This is a genomic window from uncultured Winogradskyella sp., assembly GCF_947498005.1.
Classification (GTDB): domain Bacteria; phylum Bacteroidota; class Bacteroidia; order Flavobacteriales; family Flavobacteriaceae; genus Winogradskyella.
In genome coordinates this window covers 104,207-120,948 of record NZ_CANMIW010000007.1, presented here as the reverse complement: position 1 = coordinate 120,948, position 16,742 = coordinate 104,207, and the positions used below count along the sequence as shown (strand labels likewise).

The 16,742-nt window shown below is 32.1% G+C and carries 22 protein-coding genes; 10 read left to right on the top strand and 12 right to left on the bottom strand.

Annotation, left to right across the window (positions count from 1 at the left end):
- Position 1 precedes the first annotated feature (1 nt).
- From Q0891_RS13440 to Q0891_RS13415, 6 genes are all read left to right on the top strand, one after another.
- Positions 2–880 carry a permease-like cell division protein FtsX gene (locus Q0891_RS13440; protein ID WP_299102373.1) on the top strand — a complete coding sequence of 293 codons (879 nt, stop codon included), beginning with the start codon at positions 2–4 and terminating at the stop codon, positions 878–880.
- Positions 881–929: 49 nt separating this feature from the next.
- Complete coding sequence (locus Q0891_RS13435) at positions 930–1,289, top strand: hypothetical protein (protein ID WP_299102372.1); 360 nt, start codon at positions 930–932, stop codon at positions 1,287–1,289.
- Entirely contained in the window at positions 1,289–1,552 is a 264-nt protein-coding gene (locus tag Q0891_RS13430) for a DUF3098 domain-containing protein (protein ID WP_299102370.1), read from the top strand. Before Q0891_RS13435 ends, Q0891_RS13430 begins: the two co-directional genes overlap by 1 nt.
- A gap of 55 nt (positions 1,553–1,607) precedes the next feature.
- Positions 1,608–2,411 carry an undecaprenyl-diphosphate phosphatase gene (locus tag Q0891_RS13425; RefSeq protein WP_299102368.1) on the top strand — a complete coding sequence of 268 codons (804 nt, stop codon included), beginning with the start codon at positions 1,608–1,610 and terminating at the stop codon, positions 2,409–2,411.
- Positions 2,411–3,109, top strand: coding sequence for a tRNA pseudouridine(55) synthase TruB (gene truB / locus Q0891_RS13420; protein WP_299102366.1), 699 nt, complete (start codon positions 2,411–2,413; stop codon positions 3,107–3,109). The genes Q0891_RS13425 and truB overlap by 1 nt, the downstream gene beginning before the upstream one ends.
- Before the next feature lie 151 nt (positions 3,110–3,260).
- Positions 3,261–3,926 (top strand): hypothetical protein, encoded by a 666-nt coding sequence (locus tag Q0891_RS13415; protein WP_299102364.1) that lies wholly within the window; start codon positions 3,261–3,263, stop codon positions 3,924–3,926.
- Positions 3,927–3,929: 3 nt separating this feature from the next.
- On the opposite strand, the gene Q0891_RS13410 is transcribed toward Q0891_RS13415, so the two are convergent.
- Positions 3,930–4,544, bottom strand: a complete 615-nt coding sequence (locus Q0891_RS13410) for a thioredoxin family protein (RefSeq protein ID WP_299102362.1) — start codon at positions 4,542–4,544, stop codon at positions 3,930–3,932.
- A gap of 79 nt (positions 4,545–4,623) precedes the next feature.
- On the opposite strand from Q0891_RS13410, the gene Q0891_RS13405 reads away from it, so the two are divergent.
- Entirely contained in the window at positions 4,624–5,187 is a 564-nt protein-coding gene (locus Q0891_RS13405) for a DNA-3-methyladenine glycosylase I (protein WP_299102360.1), read from the top strand.
- A 44-nt stretch (positions 5,188–5,231) separates the two neighbouring features.
- On the opposite strand, the gene aat is transcribed toward Q0891_RS13405, so the two are convergent.
- The 3 genes from aat to Q0891_RS13390 form a co-directional block, all read right to left on the bottom strand.
- Positions 5,232–5,855 (bottom strand): leucyl/phenylalanyl-tRNA--protein transferase, encoded by a 624-nt coding sequence (gene aat, locus Q0891_RS13400; RefSeq protein ID WP_299102358.1) that lies wholly within the window; start codon positions 5,853–5,855, stop codon positions 5,232–5,234.
- Positions 5,856–6,137: 282 nt separating this feature from the next.
- Positions 6,138–6,512: a DUF3127 domain-containing protein gene (locus Q0891_RS13395; protein WP_299102356.1), complete on the bottom strand. Its 375-nt coding sequence runs from the start codon at positions 6,510–6,512 to the stop codon at positions 6,138–6,140.
- 44 nt (positions 6,513–6,556) lie between these two features.
- A complete protein-coding gene (locus tag Q0891_RS13390) occupies positions 6,557–7,426 on the bottom strand; it encodes a flavin reductase family protein (protein ID WP_299102355.1) in 870 nt (289 codons plus the stop codon).
- A 124-nt stretch (positions 7,427–7,550) separates the two neighbouring features.
- On the opposite strand from Q0891_RS13390, the gene Q0891_RS13385 reads away from it, so the two are divergent.
- Together Q0891_RS13385 and Q0891_RS13380 are read left to right on the top strand one after the other, a co-directional pair.
- Positions 7,551–8,708: a HAMP domain-containing sensor histidine kinase gene (locus Q0891_RS13385; protein ID WP_299102559.1), complete on the top strand. Its 1,158-nt coding sequence runs from the start codon at positions 7,551–7,553 to the stop codon at positions 8,706–8,708.
- A 70-nt stretch (positions 8,709–8,778) separates the two neighbouring features.
- Positions 8,779–9,135, top strand: a complete 357-nt coding sequence (locus Q0891_RS13380; protein ID WP_299102353.1) for a hypothetical protein — start codon at positions 8,779–8,781, stop codon at positions 9,133–9,135.
- Between the two features lies 1 nt (position 9,136).
- Here Q0891_RS13380 and Q0891_RS13375 read toward each other — a convergent pair whose 3' ends face one another.
- Together Q0891_RS13375 and greA are read right to left on the bottom strand one after the other, a co-directional pair.
- Positions 9,137–9,526 carry an HIT family protein gene (locus Q0891_RS13375; RefSeq protein WP_299102347.1) on the bottom strand — a complete coding sequence of 130 codons (390 nt, stop codon included), beginning with the start codon at positions 9,524–9,526 and terminating at the stop codon, positions 9,137–9,139.
- Between the two features lie 99 nt (positions 9,527–9,625).
- Positions 9,626–10,099 carry a transcription elongation factor GreA gene (greA, locus tag Q0891_RS13370; RefSeq protein WP_299102345.1) on the bottom strand — a complete coding sequence of 158 codons (474 nt, stop codon included), beginning with the start codon at positions 10,097–10,099 and terminating at the stop codon, positions 9,626–9,628.
- A gap of 139 nt (positions 10,100–10,238) precedes the next feature.
- On the opposite strand from greA, the gene Q0891_RS13365 reads away from it, so the two are divergent.
- Positions 10,239–10,676 (top strand): hypothetical protein, encoded by a 438-nt coding sequence (locus Q0891_RS13365; protein ID WP_299102343.1) that lies wholly within the window; start codon positions 10,239–10,241, stop codon positions 10,674–10,676.
- Here Q0891_RS13365 and Q0891_RS13360 read toward each other — a convergent pair.
- The 6 genes from Q0891_RS13360 to Q0891_RS13335 form a co-directional block, all read right to left on the bottom strand.
- Positions 10,673–12,868 carry a TonB-dependent receptor gene (locus tag Q0891_RS13360; RefSeq protein ID WP_299102341.1) on the bottom strand — a complete coding sequence of 732 codons (2,196 nt, stop codon included), beginning with the start codon at positions 12,866–12,868 and terminating at the stop codon, positions 10,673–10,675. The genes Q0891_RS13365 and Q0891_RS13360 overlap by 4 nt on opposite strands.
- Before the next feature lie 471 nt (positions 12,869–13,339).
- Complete coding sequence (arfB, locus tag Q0891_RS13355; RefSeq protein ID WP_299102339.1) at positions 13,340–13,744, bottom strand: alternative ribosome rescue aminoacyl-tRNA hydrolase ArfB; 405 nt, start codon at positions 13,742–13,744, stop codon at positions 13,340–13,342.
- Entirely contained in the window at positions 13,744–15,303 is a 1,560-nt protein-coding gene (locus Q0891_RS13350) for a DUF4301 family protein (RefSeq protein WP_299102337.1), read from the bottom strand. The genes arfB and Q0891_RS13350 overlap by 1 nt, the downstream gene beginning before the upstream one ends.
- Complete coding sequence (locus tag Q0891_RS13345; protein WP_299102335.1) at positions 15,300–15,869, bottom strand: ATP-binding protein; 570 nt, start codon at positions 15,867–15,869, stop codon at positions 15,300–15,302. The genes Q0891_RS13350 and Q0891_RS13345 overlap by 4 nt, the downstream gene beginning before the upstream one ends.
- The gene (gene pnuC, locus Q0891_RS13340; protein ID WP_299102333.1) at positions 15,830–16,462 is read right to left on the bottom strand and encodes a nicotinamide riboside transporter PnuC; all 633 of its coding nucleotides are present in this window, start codon (positions 16,460–16,462) and stop codon (positions 15,830–15,832) included. The genes Q0891_RS13345 and pnuC overlap by 40 nt, the downstream gene beginning before the upstream one ends.
- Positions 16,446–16,706: a hypothetical protein gene (locus Q0891_RS13335; RefSeq protein ID WP_299102331.1), complete on the bottom strand. Its 261-nt coding sequence runs from the start codon at positions 16,704–16,706 to the stop codon at positions 16,446–16,448. Before Q0891_RS13335 ends, pnuC begins: the two co-directional genes overlap by 17 nt.
- Positions 16,707–16,742: the final 36 nt, after the last annotated feature.

The window sequence follows — 16,742 nt, the reverse complement described above, 5'->3', positions numbered from 1 at the left end:
TATGGCATCATCTTTTGACAAATATCAAAAACGTAAACTTATATCTTCTTACATATCTGTGGTAATTAGTATTGCTTTGGTATTGTTTCTTTTAGGTTGTTTAGGCCTTTTAGTAATTAATTCTAAAAAAGTAGCAGATCACTTTAAAGAGCAGGTGATAATGACGATTTACTTAAACGATACAGCAAAAGAGGTCGAGGTAAATCAGCTAAAAAAGAGTTTAGCGATGGCAGATTATACTAAAGATGCCCTTTATGTCTCAAAAGAAGAAGCTGCCGAGTTTATGAAAGCTGAAACTGGTGAAGATTTTATGGATTTTGTAGGATACAATCCATTAAAGAATTCAATAGACGTGCATTTAAAAGCCGATTTTGTAACCACAGAACAATTAACAGAAATTACAGAGAGTTTATCTAATAAAGCTTTTATTGAAGAAATTAGATATGATAATGATTTGGTTGAATTAATGAACGATAACGTAAAGAAAATTACATTTTGGGTATTGCTCATAAGTGGCATATTTACCTTAATTGCTGTTCTGCTGATTAATAGTTCAATCCGTTTGGCAGTTTATTCTAAACGATTTATAATTAAAACGATGCAAATGGTTGGCGCAACAAAACGCTTTATTCGTAAACCATTTGTTTGGAAAAGTGTACAACTGGGCATTATTGGTGCTTTAGTAGCTTTAGCTGGTATGGCTGTGGTTTTGTATTATTTAGATATTTCATTTCCAGAATTAGAATTACTTAAAAACACTGTTTTAATTGTTGCTCTTTTTGTTGGAATTTTCTTGTTAGGTATTCTTATCACTTGGATTAGTACGTTTATTGCAACACAACGTTTCTTGAACTTAAAAACAGATCAGTTGTATTACTAAGAGAGAAAATAAAAATGTTTGCTTTTCGTTATTACTGAAAACGCCAACAATGAAATCCTCAGTTAGAAATGCCATTATTATTGTTTTGTCTTTAGTTTTAGTACCAGTTCTCTTTTTTAAGTCGTGTGTAATTCAAAACCCAAAACCATCAGAATGTAAGGTGGTAACAGCAAAAATAATCGAACTTAGAGCAGGACCAACATTCGATATTGGTTTCACAGGAGATCAAGGAGAACGATTTTATATTAATAGAGGTATAGAGTCTGGTTTAAATTTAGATTCCCTTAACGCAAAAGTTTTAAATAAAACCGTTACTTTGCATCTACCAATTTTACTGTATGGACCAACAAGACATATAGCACAGTTGGAGATTGATGGTCAAATCCTTTATTCAGAATTTAAAAACTAATGGGAGAGCAAAAAAGAAAAGAAGAATCTAAATCCGAATTTATCTTTGGAAAGAAAAACTACAAATTCTTATTTATAGGTTTAGCATTTATCGTTATTGGGTTTATCCTAATGTCTGGTGGAGGAAGCGATGATCCTAACGTTTTTGATGAATCTATTTACAGCTGGAGACGTATTCGTTTAGCACCAACTTTAGTGCTTATTGGTTTTGGTATTCAGGTTTATGCTATTCTTTTAAATCCAAATAAAGAATCCAAAAAATAACACTCAATTTGTTTACTTTTGCTACGTATCTTCCCTTAATTGATACTTTAGTCCCATGGAAATTATAGACGCTGTTATTTTAGGAATTATCCAAGGACTTACCGAGTTTTTGCCTGTATCATCTAGTGGTCATTTAGAGCTAGGAAAAGCCATTCTTGGCAGTGATGCTATACCAGAAGAAAGTTTAATGTTTACCGTAGTTCTTCATTTTGCTACGGCATTAAGTACTATGGTTATCTTTAGAAAAGATATTCTAGAGATTATTAAAGGTATAATTACTAGCATAACGACATTAAAGTGGACAGAAGAATCTAAGTTTTCACTCAAGATTATTGTATCCATGATTCCTGCAGTGATTATTGGTTACAAATACGAACGCGTTTTTGAACAACTCTTTGGTAATAATATTCTGTTAGTAGGTGCAATGCTTATAGTCACAGCATTATTACTGTTTTTAGCAGATAGAGCTAAGAAAACACATAAAAAAGTATCATTAGCAGACGGATTTATAATTGGGATTGCTCAAGGCATAGCCATGTTACCAGGTATTTCTAGATCTGGTGCTACTATCTCTACTTCAGTTCTTCTAGGAATTGACAAAACCAAAGCGGCTCGATTTTCATTTTTAATGGTTGTGCCATTAATATTTGGAAAAATAGCTAAAGATGTTTTATCTGGCGAATTAACCTATAGTAGTACAAGTTTTACTTATTTAAGCGTTGGTTTTATTGCAGCTTTTGTTTCGGGTTTATTCGCTTGTACCTGGATGATTGCTTTGGTTAAGAAAAGTAAATTAACCTATTTTGCTATCTATTGTGTAGTTGTAGGTGTAATAGCAATAATCTGGACTCAAATTTAATGCAAACAAAAGACGATTTTTTAAACGGCCAAGTCTTACTTATAGATAAGCCATTGACCTGGACTTCTTTTCAGGCTGTAAATAAACTGCGTTGGGAAATAAGGCATGCTTTCAATATTAAAAAAATAAAAGTCGGTCATGCTGGGACTTTAGATCCTTTAGCAACAGGTTTGTTAGTGATTTGCACAGGTAAAATGACTAAGCAAATTAATACGTTTCAAGGACAAGAAAAAGAATATACAGGGACTTTTGTTTTAGGTGGAACAACACCTTCTTATGATTTAGAAACAGAAGTCACGGAAACTTTTCCAACAGAGCATATAACAGACGAATTAATTCACGAGGCTACGCACCAATTTATAGGAAAGATAGATCAATATCCTCCAGTTTTTTCAGCGCTTAAAAAGGACGGAAAGCGATTATACGAGTTTGCAAGAGCAGGAGAAGAGGTTGAAATTAAATCGAGACAAGTAGAAATCTCAGAATTTGAAATTACAAAGATTGATGGTTTAGAACTCCATTTTAGAGTGGTTTGTAGTAAAGGAACTTACATAAGATCTTTGGCAAATGATTTTGGTAAAGCCTTAAACTCTGGTGCTCATTTATCGGCTCTACGTCGCACAAGGATTGGAGATTTTAAAGTTGAAGATGGATTAACTCCTGAAGAATTTATAGCCGGTTTACCTTCTAAAGATTGATTTAACAAGGGTTTAATATTGGTATTTAAACTATTTCGTTGTTATATTCGTATATAAAATATCATATAAATCGCTTACTACTCTGAACTTACTTGATAAACATAAGGCATTAATTATTACAATTCTTCTTTCAGGAATTGTAGTTCTTGTATTGTTTAGTGCGCAGTTAAAACTTAAAGGAGATCTCATAAGTGAAAGCTATTATCTTCTAGAACCCGAACCAGAAAAAACGGAAGAAGACATTAAAAAGCTTGAAGATTTAAATGCTGAGTCTACCAATAAAGCTTTTAACGAAGATCAGGAATACAAGGACATGATGCGCAACTTTAAATCAGTTAGTGCAAATGATTTTGAGCGAACGACTAAAGCCATAGAAGAGGCAAGAGAAAGCGCAGAAGAGACTGAAGAAACGAGTGCTAGTAAATCGTATGCTAATTCAGGTGAATATGCTTTAAATACTGATGAAACCAGTTCTTACAAAAAACTACAAGAAGAATTACAACAGCGCTTAAAAAACAAAAAGCAAGCTGATGAGCATGCTAAAAATAAAGGTACATTAACCTATTCGCTCAAAGGGAGAACTTTAGCATATTATAAGATTCCGCGTTATCTCTGTGAGGTTGGCGGAAAAATAGTAGTTAATATTAAAGTTAACGGCTCTGGTAATGTTTATGATGCTTATGTCAATGGTTCGTCTAACTCTAGTAATAAGTGTTTAGTAGACCATGCAATTGCTTACGCAAAGTCTGTTGAGTTTAATAGTTCTGATAGAAACGATCAATTTGGAACAATAACATTTTTGTTTAAAGGCAAATAGAATTTAACCAATCAAATTTGCCAAATCTTCTAAAGTAGATTGCCCTTTGTCTTTATTATACCAACGTTGAAGGTCTTCTTTAAATTCTGCAGTAATAACACCATGCGCTTCTTTATAAGCTTTAACCATATTAGTTGCAACTGTTGGTCTTGGACCAAAAGTATTTAAGACCTCATTGGTTTCAGAATCTAGCATTATTAACTTAGGTATTGCTTTTCCGCCATTAGTTAAAAACTGATTCATTAAAGACTCATTTTCATCTCTTAGTACCACTTTATAATCAATATTATCATTGAGTTCTGCAGCTTTATGAATAATTGGCATTATGTGAGCAGCATCACCACACCAACTTTCCGAAATAACTAACCAAGTGATTTTCTTATCAAAATCTTTAAATTTGGTCTTTAAGTCTTCAGCAACTTTTCCAGTTTTATCCCAACGTCTCATTCGTCTATCGTTTAACTGTGTGTAATTTGCCATTGCTTCAGATTTGTCATTACCAGTGGAAGAGTTTTCTTCAACTAAGTTTATAACTAATGCTCTGTATTCAGGATAAGTCATACTTTTTTCTAGACTTTCTGAAATAATTGTATTTATTGCGAGTGTATCTGTGTTCATATAACAAAAATAAGATTGCATTGCATTTTTTTGTGCAACTGTTGTTACATTAGTAGCACTATTTTAAAATCCTTACAATATGAATAAAAACAGATGTGGTTGGTGCGTTGGTAACGATTTATATGAAACCTATCATGATGAAGAATGGGGAAAACCTGTTTATGATGATGATACGTTGTTTGAGTTTTTAATGTTAGAAACATTTCAAGCTGGTTTAAGCTGGATTACTGTTTTAAAAAAGCGAGAGAATTTTAGAAAGGCTTTTGATGATTTCGACTACAAAAAAATTGCCAATTATAAAGCTGATAAAGTTGAAGCTTTATTGCAAGATGCTGGCATAATTAGAAATAAATTAAAGGTAAATGCCACCGTAACTAATGCTCAGGCTTATATGAAAATTCAGGAAGATTATGGTTCTTTTTCAAAATATATTTGGGATTTTGTAGATGGAAAACCTATTAAAAATAAGGTTGGAAATTATAAAAATGCACCTGCAAATACGCCAATTAGTGATGCTATAAGTAAAGATTTAAAAAAGCGAGGTTTTAAATTTGTTGGTTCTACGGTTATCTATGCGCACATGCAGGCGACAGGTATGGTAAACGACCATGAAACATCTTGTTTTAGATATGATGAAGTTTAAACTATTTGCTTCAAGCAAAATTGAAACTAAATTGAAAGCTTATTTTAAAGAAATTGAATAAATTCTGATCGCGAAATATGCTTAGCACCTAAACTTTCTAAATGCTTGGTGTGTAATTGACAGTCAATCAGTTTGTAATTAGAGTTTTGAATAAAAGTAATAAAGCCAACCTTACTAGCATTACTAACTTTAGCAAACATACTTTCTCCACAGAAAACGGAATCGTTGGTTTCTATGCCATATAATCCGCCAACAAGTTCATCATTTTGCCATACTTCTATGGATTTTGCGTAACCGAGTTCATGTAATTTTAAGTATGCTTTTATCATATCGTCAGTAATCCATGTGCCATGCTGATTTTCGCGTTTAGCTATTGCGCAATTTTCAATAACAGCTTTAAAAGCTTTATTTATGGTCACCTTAAAAGTGTCTTTCTTTAAAATTTGCTTCATGCTTTTAGAGACTTTTAAGTCTTCTGGAAATAATACAAATCGAGGATCTGGTGACCACCAAAGAATAGGTTCTGCAGGATCAAACCACGGAAAAATTCCGTTGTTATATGCATTTATAAGGCGCTCCGTAGATAAATCGCCTCCAACAGCCAAAAGCCCATCTGCAGAGGCTTCAGTAATATCAGGAAATTCTATTTTTTGAGTTAAAAAGTGCATTGTTATTAACGGAATTCGTTGCCTATTAGTGAAATTAAGGCTTTTTTAGCTTTGAAACTAACAGAATTTTCACCATATTTGAGTTAATCTTTATAAATTAAATTTTTGTTCATCATTGCTTTTTTTAATTTACTTATAAAGGTTAAACCTAAAACCAAAATACTAAGTCCTGACTAACCATCGGGACTTTTTTATTTTAATGACCTTTCCTAGTTAAACGGCATAAAAAAAGACTTGTTTTTATAAAAAACAAGTCTTACTTATATCTATTTGATTAACGACTTAGAATGGTAAATCGTCGTTATCACCTTCGTTTAAATCACTTACTGGCTCAAAAGCTTCCGTTGGTGGTACAGGTGGCATATCTCCACTTGCAGCCGCTTGTAAAGCTTCTATTCTCCAACCTTGGATAGAGTTAAAGTATTTAGTTTCTCCTTGTGGATTAACCCATTCTCTTCCTCTTAAGTTGATGTTTATTTTAACTTGTTGTCCTTCTTTATAGCTGTTAAGTAAATCACACTTATCTTGAACAAACTCCACCATAATGTGTTGTGGGTATTGCTCTTCTGTAGTGACTACAACTTCTCTTTTTCTAAACCCATTACTACCAAAAGTTTGAGTCTCTCCTACCATTTTAATACGTCCTTGTACTTCCATTTTTGCTTAATCTATAATTTATATAATTCTTTTTTAATTTGAGGCTACGAAAGTAATAACTTCCAAGCACTTTTTACGTCTCCAAAGCTCAAATAATTTCGAGCCAATTTATGTTTCTCTCTATGCGATGCTGATTTAATGTCTGGATAACGTTCAGAAATATCATCAACAAATTTATTTATTTCTTCTTTAGTTGGCAAAGCTTCTACATTAGCAAGCATACCAAGATTATTACCAGTTAAAATCATGCTATTCCTTACATGTTCTGGTATATTATCTACACCAATTCCCATTTTTTGTAGTGGTTTAGGGATTTCAAAAAAGCCTTTTTTTGCCCTACTGTAATAACTTCCACCAGCTCTAGCAACCAAATCTAATGCTTCTTGGTTAACTGTTTGGTCGTCATTTAAAACCTCTTCAGTAATATGAAGTTTTACGACTTCGCAAATTACTAAATTACCTGCGCCACCTTCAGTTCCTAATTTTACAATTTCATTGACTTTACATTCTAATTGTATAGGTGATTCTGCAACTCTAAATGGTTTTATAAGGTCTGATGCTACCATTGTTAAACCGGCTTTGTCAAACTCATTAGTCCCTTTAGGATACTCAGTGCTTGATAAAGACATTTGCTGAACAATATCATAATTTACAACATTTATAACCACTTCCTTTGTGGCTTCAACATTCTCTAAAGTATGTTTTATTGTGTTGTCTCTAACACGTCTAGCAGGCGAAAATATTAGAATTGGAGGATTAGCACTAAAGACATTAAAAAAGCTAAATGGCGAAAGATTAGGATTGCCGTCTGCATCCATAGTGCTTGCAAAAGCAATAGGTCTCGGCGCAACAGCACTTAATAAATAACCGTGTAATGTGCTTGTTTTTAAGTCTTGAGGGATAAATGAAACCATGTATTTGACTGATTTTCAACAAATATAATTAATATCGATAGCCAATAAAAGTATTTAGTGCTTATTAAAGAACAATAATATTAACATATTTACATTATATTTAAAATTGAAATTATTCTCTCTAATGACTTTTAGCTTAAACCGAAATGTAATCCGTTGGGTTATAATTATATCTTCTTTTGTTATTATTTCCCTTATTCTTTGGAATACCTATACGTTTTTTCAAAATTTTAAGATTGAAGAACGATCAAAAATGAAAACGTGGTCTGTCGCTCAAATAGATCTCAACAGCATGGATAATTTAGATACAGACGTCAATCCTGTTACATCACACGTCGTTACTCAAACCATAATTAGTACACCAGTTATTGTGCTTGATGAGAACGGAGAAGTTAATAGATCTAGGAATATTGATAGTTTAACTCTAACGAGTCCGAAAAAATTGGAGTCGCTGGTCAATAAGTTTAAAAATGAAAATCAACCAATACCTGTTGTTATAGGTAAAAAAGTAAAGCAAACAATTTATTATGGTAATTCTCCTTTATTAAATAAACTTAAATATTATCCATTAGCCCTATTACTCATAATTTTTCTATTTGCTGCCGTTGTGTTTTTCTTTTACAGAAGTTCTAAAATTGCTGAACAAAACAAATTATGGACTGGGATGGCAAAGGAAACAGCACATCAAATAGGTACACCATTATCCTCACTTGTAGGTTGGGCAGAAATTTTAAAATCCGAACAGGTTAACCCTGAATATATAGTAGAAATCGAGAAGGATATAGACAGACTACAAACCATTACTGAGCGTTTTAGTAAAATAGGTTCTGCACCGACGTTAAAACAAATGGATATTGTAGAGGTAACAAAATCGTCTTACGAGTATCTAAAGTCACGTTCTTCCAAACTTATAAATTTTGATATCGTAATTCCTGATAACCAAATTCATGTTAACTTAAATGAACAACTCTTTAGCTGGACGATAGAAAATTTAGTTAAAAATGCTATCGATGCTATGAAAGGAAAAGGCGATTTAAAACTAGAATTATCACAACAAGAAAGTCAAATATTTATTAATATTTCTGATACAGGAAAAGGAATTCCAAAATCGTCTTATACTAAGATTTTTGAACCTGGCTATACGACTAAAAAGCGAGGTTGGGGACTTGGCTTGTCTTTAGCAAAACGAATTATTGAAGATTATCACAGAGGTAAAATTAAAGTCTTAACTTCTGAAATAGGCAAGGGGTCAACAATTCAAATAGTGTTAAAGCAGGTTTAAGTAATTATAAATCAGATAATAGACTTTAATAATTTTGAACGGTGTATCGAAAAATTACCTAAATTTGAACATGAATTCGTTCAATTTTTTCACATTAAAAGAAGCCAGAATTAACAACAATTGCCCTGAGTGTTATTCTAACGATAGTTTAGAACTTATTTTTGAGCAAAAGTTAACAGAAACAAGGTTTTATAAAGCAATTACAAACGAAACACGCAGCGAGATAAGATGTCTAAATTGTGAAGTTCAAATTTTTCCTGTAATGTGGACAGACGGAATAGAACAAGTTGTAGATTACCATAAAAGAGGTTTACATACAAAACCTAAATCGCTAAAATTAAAACCAATTTCTTGGGCAATAATCACATTTGTGTTGGTCGTGCTAATTGCCATTATTTTATTAATAAGTGGCGTAATTTCTATTTAAATTATAAGTTTGATGCGATCTTTTTTGCGATGTCCTCAAATTCTTGAGGTTCTAATTTTTGTTTGTTAGAAAAACGTGCATCATCCATACTGTGTAATGGAATTAAGTGAACATGTGCATGTGGAACTTCTAGACCAATAACAGACAAGCCAATGCGCTCACAAGGAATAGATTTTTCTAAAGCAATGGCTACTTTCCTCGAAAACTGCATTAATCGTGCATATGTATCTTCATCTAAATCAAAAATTTTATCAACTTCCTTTTTAGGTATGCATAGTGTGTGGCCTTTTGAGTTGGGATTAATATCTAAAAAAGCATAGAAATCTTCAGTTTCGGCAACTTTATAAGATGGTATTTCGCCAGAAATTATTTTTGTAAAAAGTGTTGCCATAATTTTAAATGTTGAGTCTTTTATAAATATAAAAAGATTCCTCTAATAAGGAATCTTTTTACGTTATAACTATGGTAATATTACTTTATTAGTGATTTATTATCTCGAAATTTCTAATATATCAAACTTCATTGTGCCACTAGGTACTTGTATTTCGGCAACATCTCCAACAGATTTTCCTAATAAACCTTTACCAATTGGTGAATTGATAGATATTTTACCTGAAGCTAAATCTGCTTCACTTTCTGCCACCAAAGTATAGGTCATTTCCATACCATTAACTTGGTTTTTTATTTTTACAATAGATAATGCTAATACTTTAGAAGTGTCTAATTGAGATTCATCTATAACGCGAGCACCAGATAAGGTTTCTTCCATTTTAGAAATTTTCATTTCTAACATACCTTGCGCTTCTTTTGCAGCATCATATTCTGCATTTTCACTTAAATCACCTTTATCTCTTGCTTCTGCAATGGCCTGTGAAGCCTTTGGACGCTCAACGTCCTTAAGTTGGTTTAACTCTTCTCTTAATTTTTTTAAACCTTCAGCTGTGTAATAAGATACTTTACTCATAATTCCTTCGTTTATTATCATAAGATGTTGAAATACAATCAACATAAAAAAAATCTCGCGCTGACGAGATTGTTATACAAATATATAAAATATTTACGGCATAGTTGAATTAATCGTAAATTGCCTTTTAAAATTGAAGATGAAAAAAATACTCTTAGCGCTTAGTTGCATCGTGATATTTTCGTGTAGTAATACAGATGATAATAACAACTGTAATTTTTTGTTAGATGTAGGTGTTAACCTAACCGTAAATACTAATTTTCCTCAATTTAGTCAATTGCAATTTACAGGAAATGCTGTTTATGTCTCTGGATATGGAAATAGCGGTATTTGGCTCTACAGAGCTAGTACATCAATTCTTTACGCTTGGGATGCAGCAGATCCAGGATTAGTGCCTTCTTCTTGTACCACCTTAGTGTCAACAGGCGTTGGCGATATTGTAGAAAACAATTGTAATGACGCCAATCAATTTAGTTTAGCAACTGGAGTAGGATTTAATAATAATTCTCACTCCTGCACGTTGTTGCCGTACAGGGTTGAGAATATTGGTAATAATACGTATTTGGTAAGTAATTAAAATTTTAAAGTTACACCAACCAAAAAGTTTCTAGTGGCTTGTGGATAAAAACCAGCACCTTCTATAGTAGTAATACTTCCTGGATTAGACCAGCTGTCATCATAAGTATAGTAGTATCCATTAGAAATATATTCTTCATTAAATATATTATTCACTAGGCCAGAAAATACAATTTCTTTAAAAATAGAATTTGTTTTTAATGTGTAATTAATGTTAAAGTCATTGATAAAATAATCATCTAATAAAGATGATTTAGCTTGAGTATTACTCATAAATTGTTCACCAACAAATTTGCTTAATAATGACATTTGAAGATTGGCTACAGGTTGAAAAACAATAGCATTTGCAGCAACTAAATCTGGAGAAAACGAAATGTCAGTTTTTCCTAGGTTTTGTAATTCACCATCAAAGTCAATTATCGTTTCTTGATTTTTATTAGTGCTAATTGTTACATTAGGTTGCAATGTTAATTTTGAAGTTACTGGTATTATAGCTTCTAATTCTAAACCTAAACGGTAACTTTTACCACTGTTTGTTCTAATTGGGTTACCAACGTCATCTAATCTTCCGGATAACACTAATTGCTCATTATAACTCATATAATAAGCATTGGCATTAAACGTGAAGTTGCCTTTGTTGTGTCTCCAGCCTAATTCAAAATCATTTAATTGTTCTGCTTCTATATTTTCGTTGCTTTCAAAATCAGTTCTGTTTGGCTCTCTGTTAGCTCTAGCATAAGAGAAATATAGGTTGTTTTCATTGTTTAATTCGTAAGTAATTCCGGCTTTAGGATTAAAAAATGTAAAGTCTTTATCTACAGCAAATTCTACTAAGTCAGATGTTGTTCCTGTCGTTTTATAAGTTACATTTCTCACTTGCAAATCGCCATACAGACTTATTTTATCGTTTAGCTTATAGTTAGCTTTAGTAAAAACAGAAAGGTCATTCTTAACACTGTTTCCATCGTAATAACGATCTCTAATTTGAGACTGACTTGCATACTGAGCCCATATCACTTCACCAAAATGGTCACCATCGTAATGGCTATAAGATCCACCAAAAATAAGGTTGATCATGTCATTTTTATAGTTGGCATTGGCATTAAAAACGTAAAAATCATTATCTAACCAACGTCTTCTAATTAAATTGGTTTCGTCTACTATTTCGCCATTAAAATCTAAAGGTTCAAGACCGTAATCTGCAAAGTCCTCACCTTCTTTATATTGTTCAAAATAACCACTTCCTTTTGTGTAGTTTAGTCCAAGTGTTGTAGACCATTGGTTGGTAATACGTTGATTCCAATGCAACTGATAATGGTTTTGCGTATAATTATCTACTTGATTGTCATGAAAACGAGTAACGCCGTCATAATCTGTGTACTCTCCTGCAGTATTGTAAGTACGATCGTTTTCTAATTTATCTAAATCTTCAAGTCCATTCCAAGCTTGGTATGTAATTTCCTTTCCACCAAAAGTGATGGCTTTTATTAAGGTATTATCATCTACATAAGAGCCTTGCAAAAAGTAAGATTTTAAGTCTGAAGACGCACGATCTATATAACCATCTGAAACAATGTTAGATAAACGACCAGCAATTTCAAAGTGATCATTCATTAAACCTGTACTAAATTTAACCGTGTGCTTTCTTGTGTTATAACTACCAAAAGAATTTGAAATTTCTCCAAATGAAGTTTTAGAAACAGCATCTGTTAAAACATTGATACTTGCTCCGAAAGCACCAGAACCATTGGTAGATGTACCAACACCACGTTGCAATTGTAGACTTTCTGTTGATGACGCAAAATCACCTAAATTAACCCAAAACGTCCCTAAAGATTCAGCATCATTGTACGGAATTCCATTAATAGTTACATTGGTAGATTGTGAGCTAATACCTCTAACTCTAATGCCAGTGTAGCCTACACCTGCACCTGCATCTGTTGTGGTAACCACTGATGGTAAAAAGTTAAGCAGCATTGGGATGTCTTGTCCCAAATTACGTTTTGCTAAACCTTCTTTACTCACATTGCTATGGGTAATTGGTGCTTTAGCATCTACACGTACTGCTTTTACTAAGACTTCGTCTAGTTTTTCAACTTTGGTTGAATCTTTTTTGTGTTGTTTTTGGTTTTCTTGCGCTGTAGCGCTGACTGATAACACTAAGAGTGTTAAAAAAAGAAATAAATTTTTCATTACGATTGTTTTAAAATCGAATAAAAAGAGGTAATTATTCTTTATTATTAATAATTAATTGTTTTGAGCTACAGGTATAAGCAAAGCTAAAAAATGTCTTTTTCTTTTGAAATTTATTCATTGCATATACAATGACAATAAATTAGAAGTAGAAAAATAAACATTGATAACTGTTGCGTTTACCAAAAACAATATACTATCGTTTTCTTTACGCTCGTTTCCTAAACAGCATTACCTGTTCTAGGTTCAATGGGTATGATCTCAGCCGCAAATAGGCACCCCTTTTTTGAGAACGCGGCAAAGATAAGGTAGAATTTATAATTTCGAATTATGAATGATGATTTTTTTGTTGCAACCCAAAATTGTATGAAGAAGCTATAAAGTTTATGTGCCATTTTTATCTTAAAGGCGTGGCTTCTCTAATAATATCTGTAAAGCTTTGCTTTGCGCCTTTGTGAGATAACTTTAATCTTATTCAATAATTGGTCGTTTACGATTTGCCTTTTTATCTGCATTGATTCGTTTATTTTTTAAACGTTTCTTTTTTACACTTCTTGGAACTCTTGTTGCAATACGGATTTTATCTTCTTTTAAGCCTTCTTTAATTAGTTCTAAAAAGCGTTGTGTTACTAAAGCTTTATTTCTAAACTGACTTCTACTGTCAGAACAAGCCAACATTAAAACTCCGTCTTTTGTTAAACGCGTATTAAAGAATTCTGAGAGTTTTTCGCGTTCTTCTTCAGTTAAAGCATTTGAATTTTTTAGGTCAAAATACAATGCTGCTTTAGAAGATACCTTATTAACGTGTTGTCCTCCACTTCCTGAGCTTCGGACGTATTTATAGGTTATTTCAGATTTTAGTAAGCTAGTGTCCACTATTTTTTAATTTGATGTGGTGCTTTTAGCAAATCGTTTACTGTTTTTACAGGATTGAAAGTAATAATGGGTACTTCAACAAATATGGTGGTCCAATCTGCCATACTTCCGTTCCAAAGTCCTGGTAATTCTAATGCTTTTAAATCTTTTCCGTTTTTAGTTTTCTGAGTTATAAAAGCAGCATTGTAATCTACGTAATTTTCTAAATCAAACTTTTCTCCTTTGTAGTTTTTTACACCACAAACTAAATCTACAGGATTAAAGTGAGTTGCATTTTTAAGTAGATTGGCTTGCTGAGAGTCCTCTAAATTTATTTGTGCAGATTCTACAATTTGAAGCGATTGATTAGATTTTTCATCTTTAACCCAAAATGGTCCTCCTCCTGGTTCGCCTTCGTTTTTAACCATACCACAAATACGGATTGGACGATTTAGTTTCTCTTGTAAATATTCAATTTTATATTGATCAGCATATTTTTTATACTCATCAGTTATCTTAATGTTTAAACCTGAAGTTAAGAATTCTTCAATAGATTTAAATGTAGCTTCAGAAATAGTATTAGCATCTAAAGTATGTAAATATTCAAAAGTTTTAGCTTGTAATTTTAGAAGTATACCAGCTAATACCTTTTTGTATTTCGCAATGTCTTCTTTGTATTTATAGACTACAACATTATCAATGTTTTTTACAAAAATGATATCAGCATCTAAGGTGTTTAGATTTTTTAAAAGAGCACCATGACCAGATGGTCTAAATAAAATAGAACCATTAGATTCTCTAAACGGTTGGTTGTCTAAAGTTACAGCAATGGTGTCTGTAGATTGCTGTTGGTAAGAGAATGAGATATCAAAAGTTACACCAGTATTCTCTTCAACGTCTTTCTGAATTTTAAGAAATTCGTCTGTAAATTTATCTTTATGCGTTTCTGAAATTGTAAAGTGTAATTTTGCTAAACCTTTGCTAGAAGCATACAATGCGGCTTCGTATAAATGTTCTTCAAAAGCTGTAGAAACATGGTCTGTTTTATACTCATGGAATGGTAATAAACCTTTGGGCTGGTTTCCAAAATTCAATTCATCTTCATCTAGCATAGTTTTAGCAAAAAGCCAAACTTGTTCATGTTTTGGTAAGGTTTCAAAATCAGTGCCTTTAGACTTAAGTACTTCTAATATTTGATTGTAAAATGGAAATTTCTCCATACCAACCATAAATAGAGATAATTCCTTTATTTTGTTCTTATTGATGTAAGCATTAAGAGATTGTTCATCTGCATTATATTCATTTACAAATTGAAATAAAAACTTAAACATTCTAGTAGCTGCACCAGATGCAGGTACAAATTTTAGTAACGATTTATTATCCTTTTCGTTATTGAATTCCTCAAGGTATGTTTTAATAGTGTCGTCATTTAAAGCAATGATTCCATTGTTTATAGTTGCTGCTTTAGAAATATTAGTAAACGGAATTCCTGTTTTAAAAAGTTCAATTTGTGCTTTTATCTTTTCGGAATTTAATCCTTTAGACGCAATCTGATTTATATCTTCTTTAGTGAATTTCATCTGTTGTTTTCTAATAATTTATCGATATGTTTAGTCGCTAATTCTAAACGCTCTTTTTTGTTTCCTTTTAAAAGTATATAAGGTCTATTATGCATTTCTAAAGCTGATTGAAAAGCTTTAAACATACGTTCTCTCTCATTGGGTTTATCTCTAAGGTCATCTGCTTCCCAAGGCGTGTCAATATATGTTAAAAAATAAAGGTCGTAAGAATTTTTTAGAGCATATGTATCTAAAATCGGGTCACAAGTACCTAAGTAATATGCTTCGCTATATACTTTAGTTTCAAGTAAGTCTGTGTCACAAATTAATACTGAGTTGGTTTTTTGGGCTAAACTGTTTTCAAGGTTCATTTGCCCTATTGCTATTGGCAATAAATCATTGGGTTCGCAAGTTTTACGCTCATTATTCCACTTGTTTTGAAGATATTCTCGAGCATATTCGGGAACCCAAACGGAATGATAATGCCTTGCTAGTTGACGAGACAAAGTTGTCTTTCCTGTTGATTCTGGGCCAAATAAAACTACTTTTACGCAGCTACTGGGTTGTTGTTTAAGCTTTTCTTCCATGCTAAATATCCAAAAATGGCAATTACTGTGAATCCTAAATATTGAAAACTTGTGAATGTAAAACCTTTGTAAAAATACAAAGGAATTGAGATAAGGTCTCCAATTATCCAATAAATCCAGTTTTCTAGTTTTCGTTTTGCCATTAACCACATACCTACAAAAAAGGTAGCTGTTGTAATGGTATCAACATAAGCAACCCAGCCTGTCCATTTATCAAAGGCTTTATAAACTACAAAAACAAATACTAATGTTGCTATAAATATAGCGAGACTAATTTGTTTTTCCTTTTTTGTGGTTCTAGATATGGGTGTTTCGTGTTTTGCATCTACCATTCTTGTCCATACATACCAACCATATACGCTCATAATAAAATAATAAGCATTAATCATCATGTCTCCTAAAAGTTGCCATTTTAGTAACAGATATACAAAAATACATGTGCTTATCATACCTGTTGGAAACACCAAAATATTATTCTTTTTGGAAAACCAAACTGAAAGAAAACCGAAAATTACAGCAACAATTTCTAGTATAATATCCGCGGTTTGGTAATCGGCATATTGACCGAAAAAGAAATCAAAAATCTGGTTCATAATCACTTCTATTAGTTTTAACCAACTTAATGGTTAATACAGAAATATCTACTTCTTCAAAAGATCGTTTTATTTCTTTGGTTAAAAAAGGCATTAGCTCATCGTAATGTCCAAAAATTTGAGTGCTTAAAGGATTTTCTAAAACTTTAAATTTAGAATCTCGTAAGGCTTTTATAAAATTAATTACATGTATTTCGTAATCATTTTGTAAAGGTGAAAGTGTTAAATCTACTGATATTTCCATGTTTTTTGCCGTAAAAACGGTAATCTTTTTAATTAA

Excerpts from the sequence above, each read along its gene's own strand:
- greA (WP_299102345.1), bottom strand. The coding sequence starts at position 10,099 with ATGAGTAAAGTATCTTATTACACAGCTGAAGGTTTAAAAAAATTAAGA.
- Q0891_RS13390 (WP_299102355.1), bottom strand. The coding sequence starts at position 7,426 with ATGGTTTCATTTATCCCTCAAGACTTAAAAACAAGCACATTACACGGT.
- aat (WP_299102358.1), bottom strand. The coding sequence starts at position 5,855 with ATGCACTTTTTAACTCAAAAAATAGAATTTCCTGATATTACTGAAGCC.
- Q0891_RS13350 (WP_299102337.1), bottom strand. The coding sequence starts at position 15,303 with ATGAAATTCACTAAAGAAGATATAAATCAGATTGCGTCTAAAGGATTA.
- Q0891_RS13345 (WP_299102335.1), bottom strand. The coding sequence starts at position 15,869 with ATGGAAGAAAAGCTTAAACAACAACCCAGTAGCTGCGTAAAAGTAGTT.
- Q0891_RS13360 (WP_299102341.1), bottom strand. The coding sequence starts at position 12,868 with ATGAAAAATTTATTTCTTTTTTTAACACTCTTAGTGTTATCAGTCAGC.
- Q0891_RS13405 (WP_299102360.1), top strand. The coding sequence starts at position 4,624 with ATGAATAAAAACAGATGTGGTTGGTGCGTTGGTAACGATTTATATGAA.
- Q0891_RS13440 (WP_299102373.1), top strand. The coding sequence starts at position 2 with ATGGCATCATCTTTTGACAAATATCAAAAACGTAAACTTATATCTTCT.
- Q0891_RS13435 (WP_299102372.1), top strand. The coding sequence starts at position 930 with ATGAAATCCTCAGTTAGAAATGCCATTATTATTGTTTTGTCTTTAGTT.
- Q0891_RS13410 (WP_299102362.1), bottom strand. The coding sequence starts at position 4,544 with ATGAACACAGATACACTCGCAATAAATACAATTATTTCAGAAAGTCTA.
- Q0891_RS13365 (WP_299102343.1), top strand. The coding sequence starts at position 10,239 with ATGAAAAAAATACTCTTAGCGCTTAGTTGCATCGTGATATTTTCGTGT.
- Q0891_RS13335 (WP_299102331.1), bottom strand. The coding sequence starts at position 16,706 with ATGGAAATATCAGTAGATTTAACACTTTCACCTTTACAAAATGATTAC.
- Q0891_RS13425 (WP_299102368.1), top strand. The coding sequence starts at position 1,608 with ATGGAAATTATAGACGCTGTTATTTTAGGAATTATCCAAGGACTTACC.
- Q0891_RS13395 (WP_299102356.1), bottom strand. The coding sequence starts at position 6,512 with ATGGAAGTACAAGGACGTATTAAAATGGTAGGAGAGACTCAAACTTTT.
- truB (WP_299102366.1), top strand. The coding sequence starts at position 2,411 with ATGCAAACAAAAGACGATTTTTTAAACGGCCAAGTCTTACTTATAGAT.
- Q0891_RS13380 (WP_299102353.1), top strand. The coding sequence starts at position 8,779 with ATGAATTCGTTCAATTTTTTCACATTAAAAGAAGCCAGAATTAACAAC.
- pnuC (WP_299102333.1), bottom strand. The coding sequence starts at position 16,462 with ATGAACCAGATTTTTGATTTCTTTTTCGGTCAATATGCCGATTACCAA.
- Q0891_RS13430 (WP_299102370.1), top strand. The coding sequence starts at position 1,289 with ATGGGAGAGCAAAAAAGAAAAGAAGAATCTAAATCCGAATTTATCTTT.
- Q0891_RS13375 (WP_299102347.1), bottom strand. The coding sequence starts at position 9,526 with ATGGCAACACTTTTTACAAAAATAATTTCTGGCGAAATACCATCTTAT.
- Q0891_RS13385 (WP_299102559.1), top strand. The coding sequence starts at position 7,551 with ATGACTTTTAGCTTAAACCGAAATGTAATCCGTTGGGTTATAATTATA.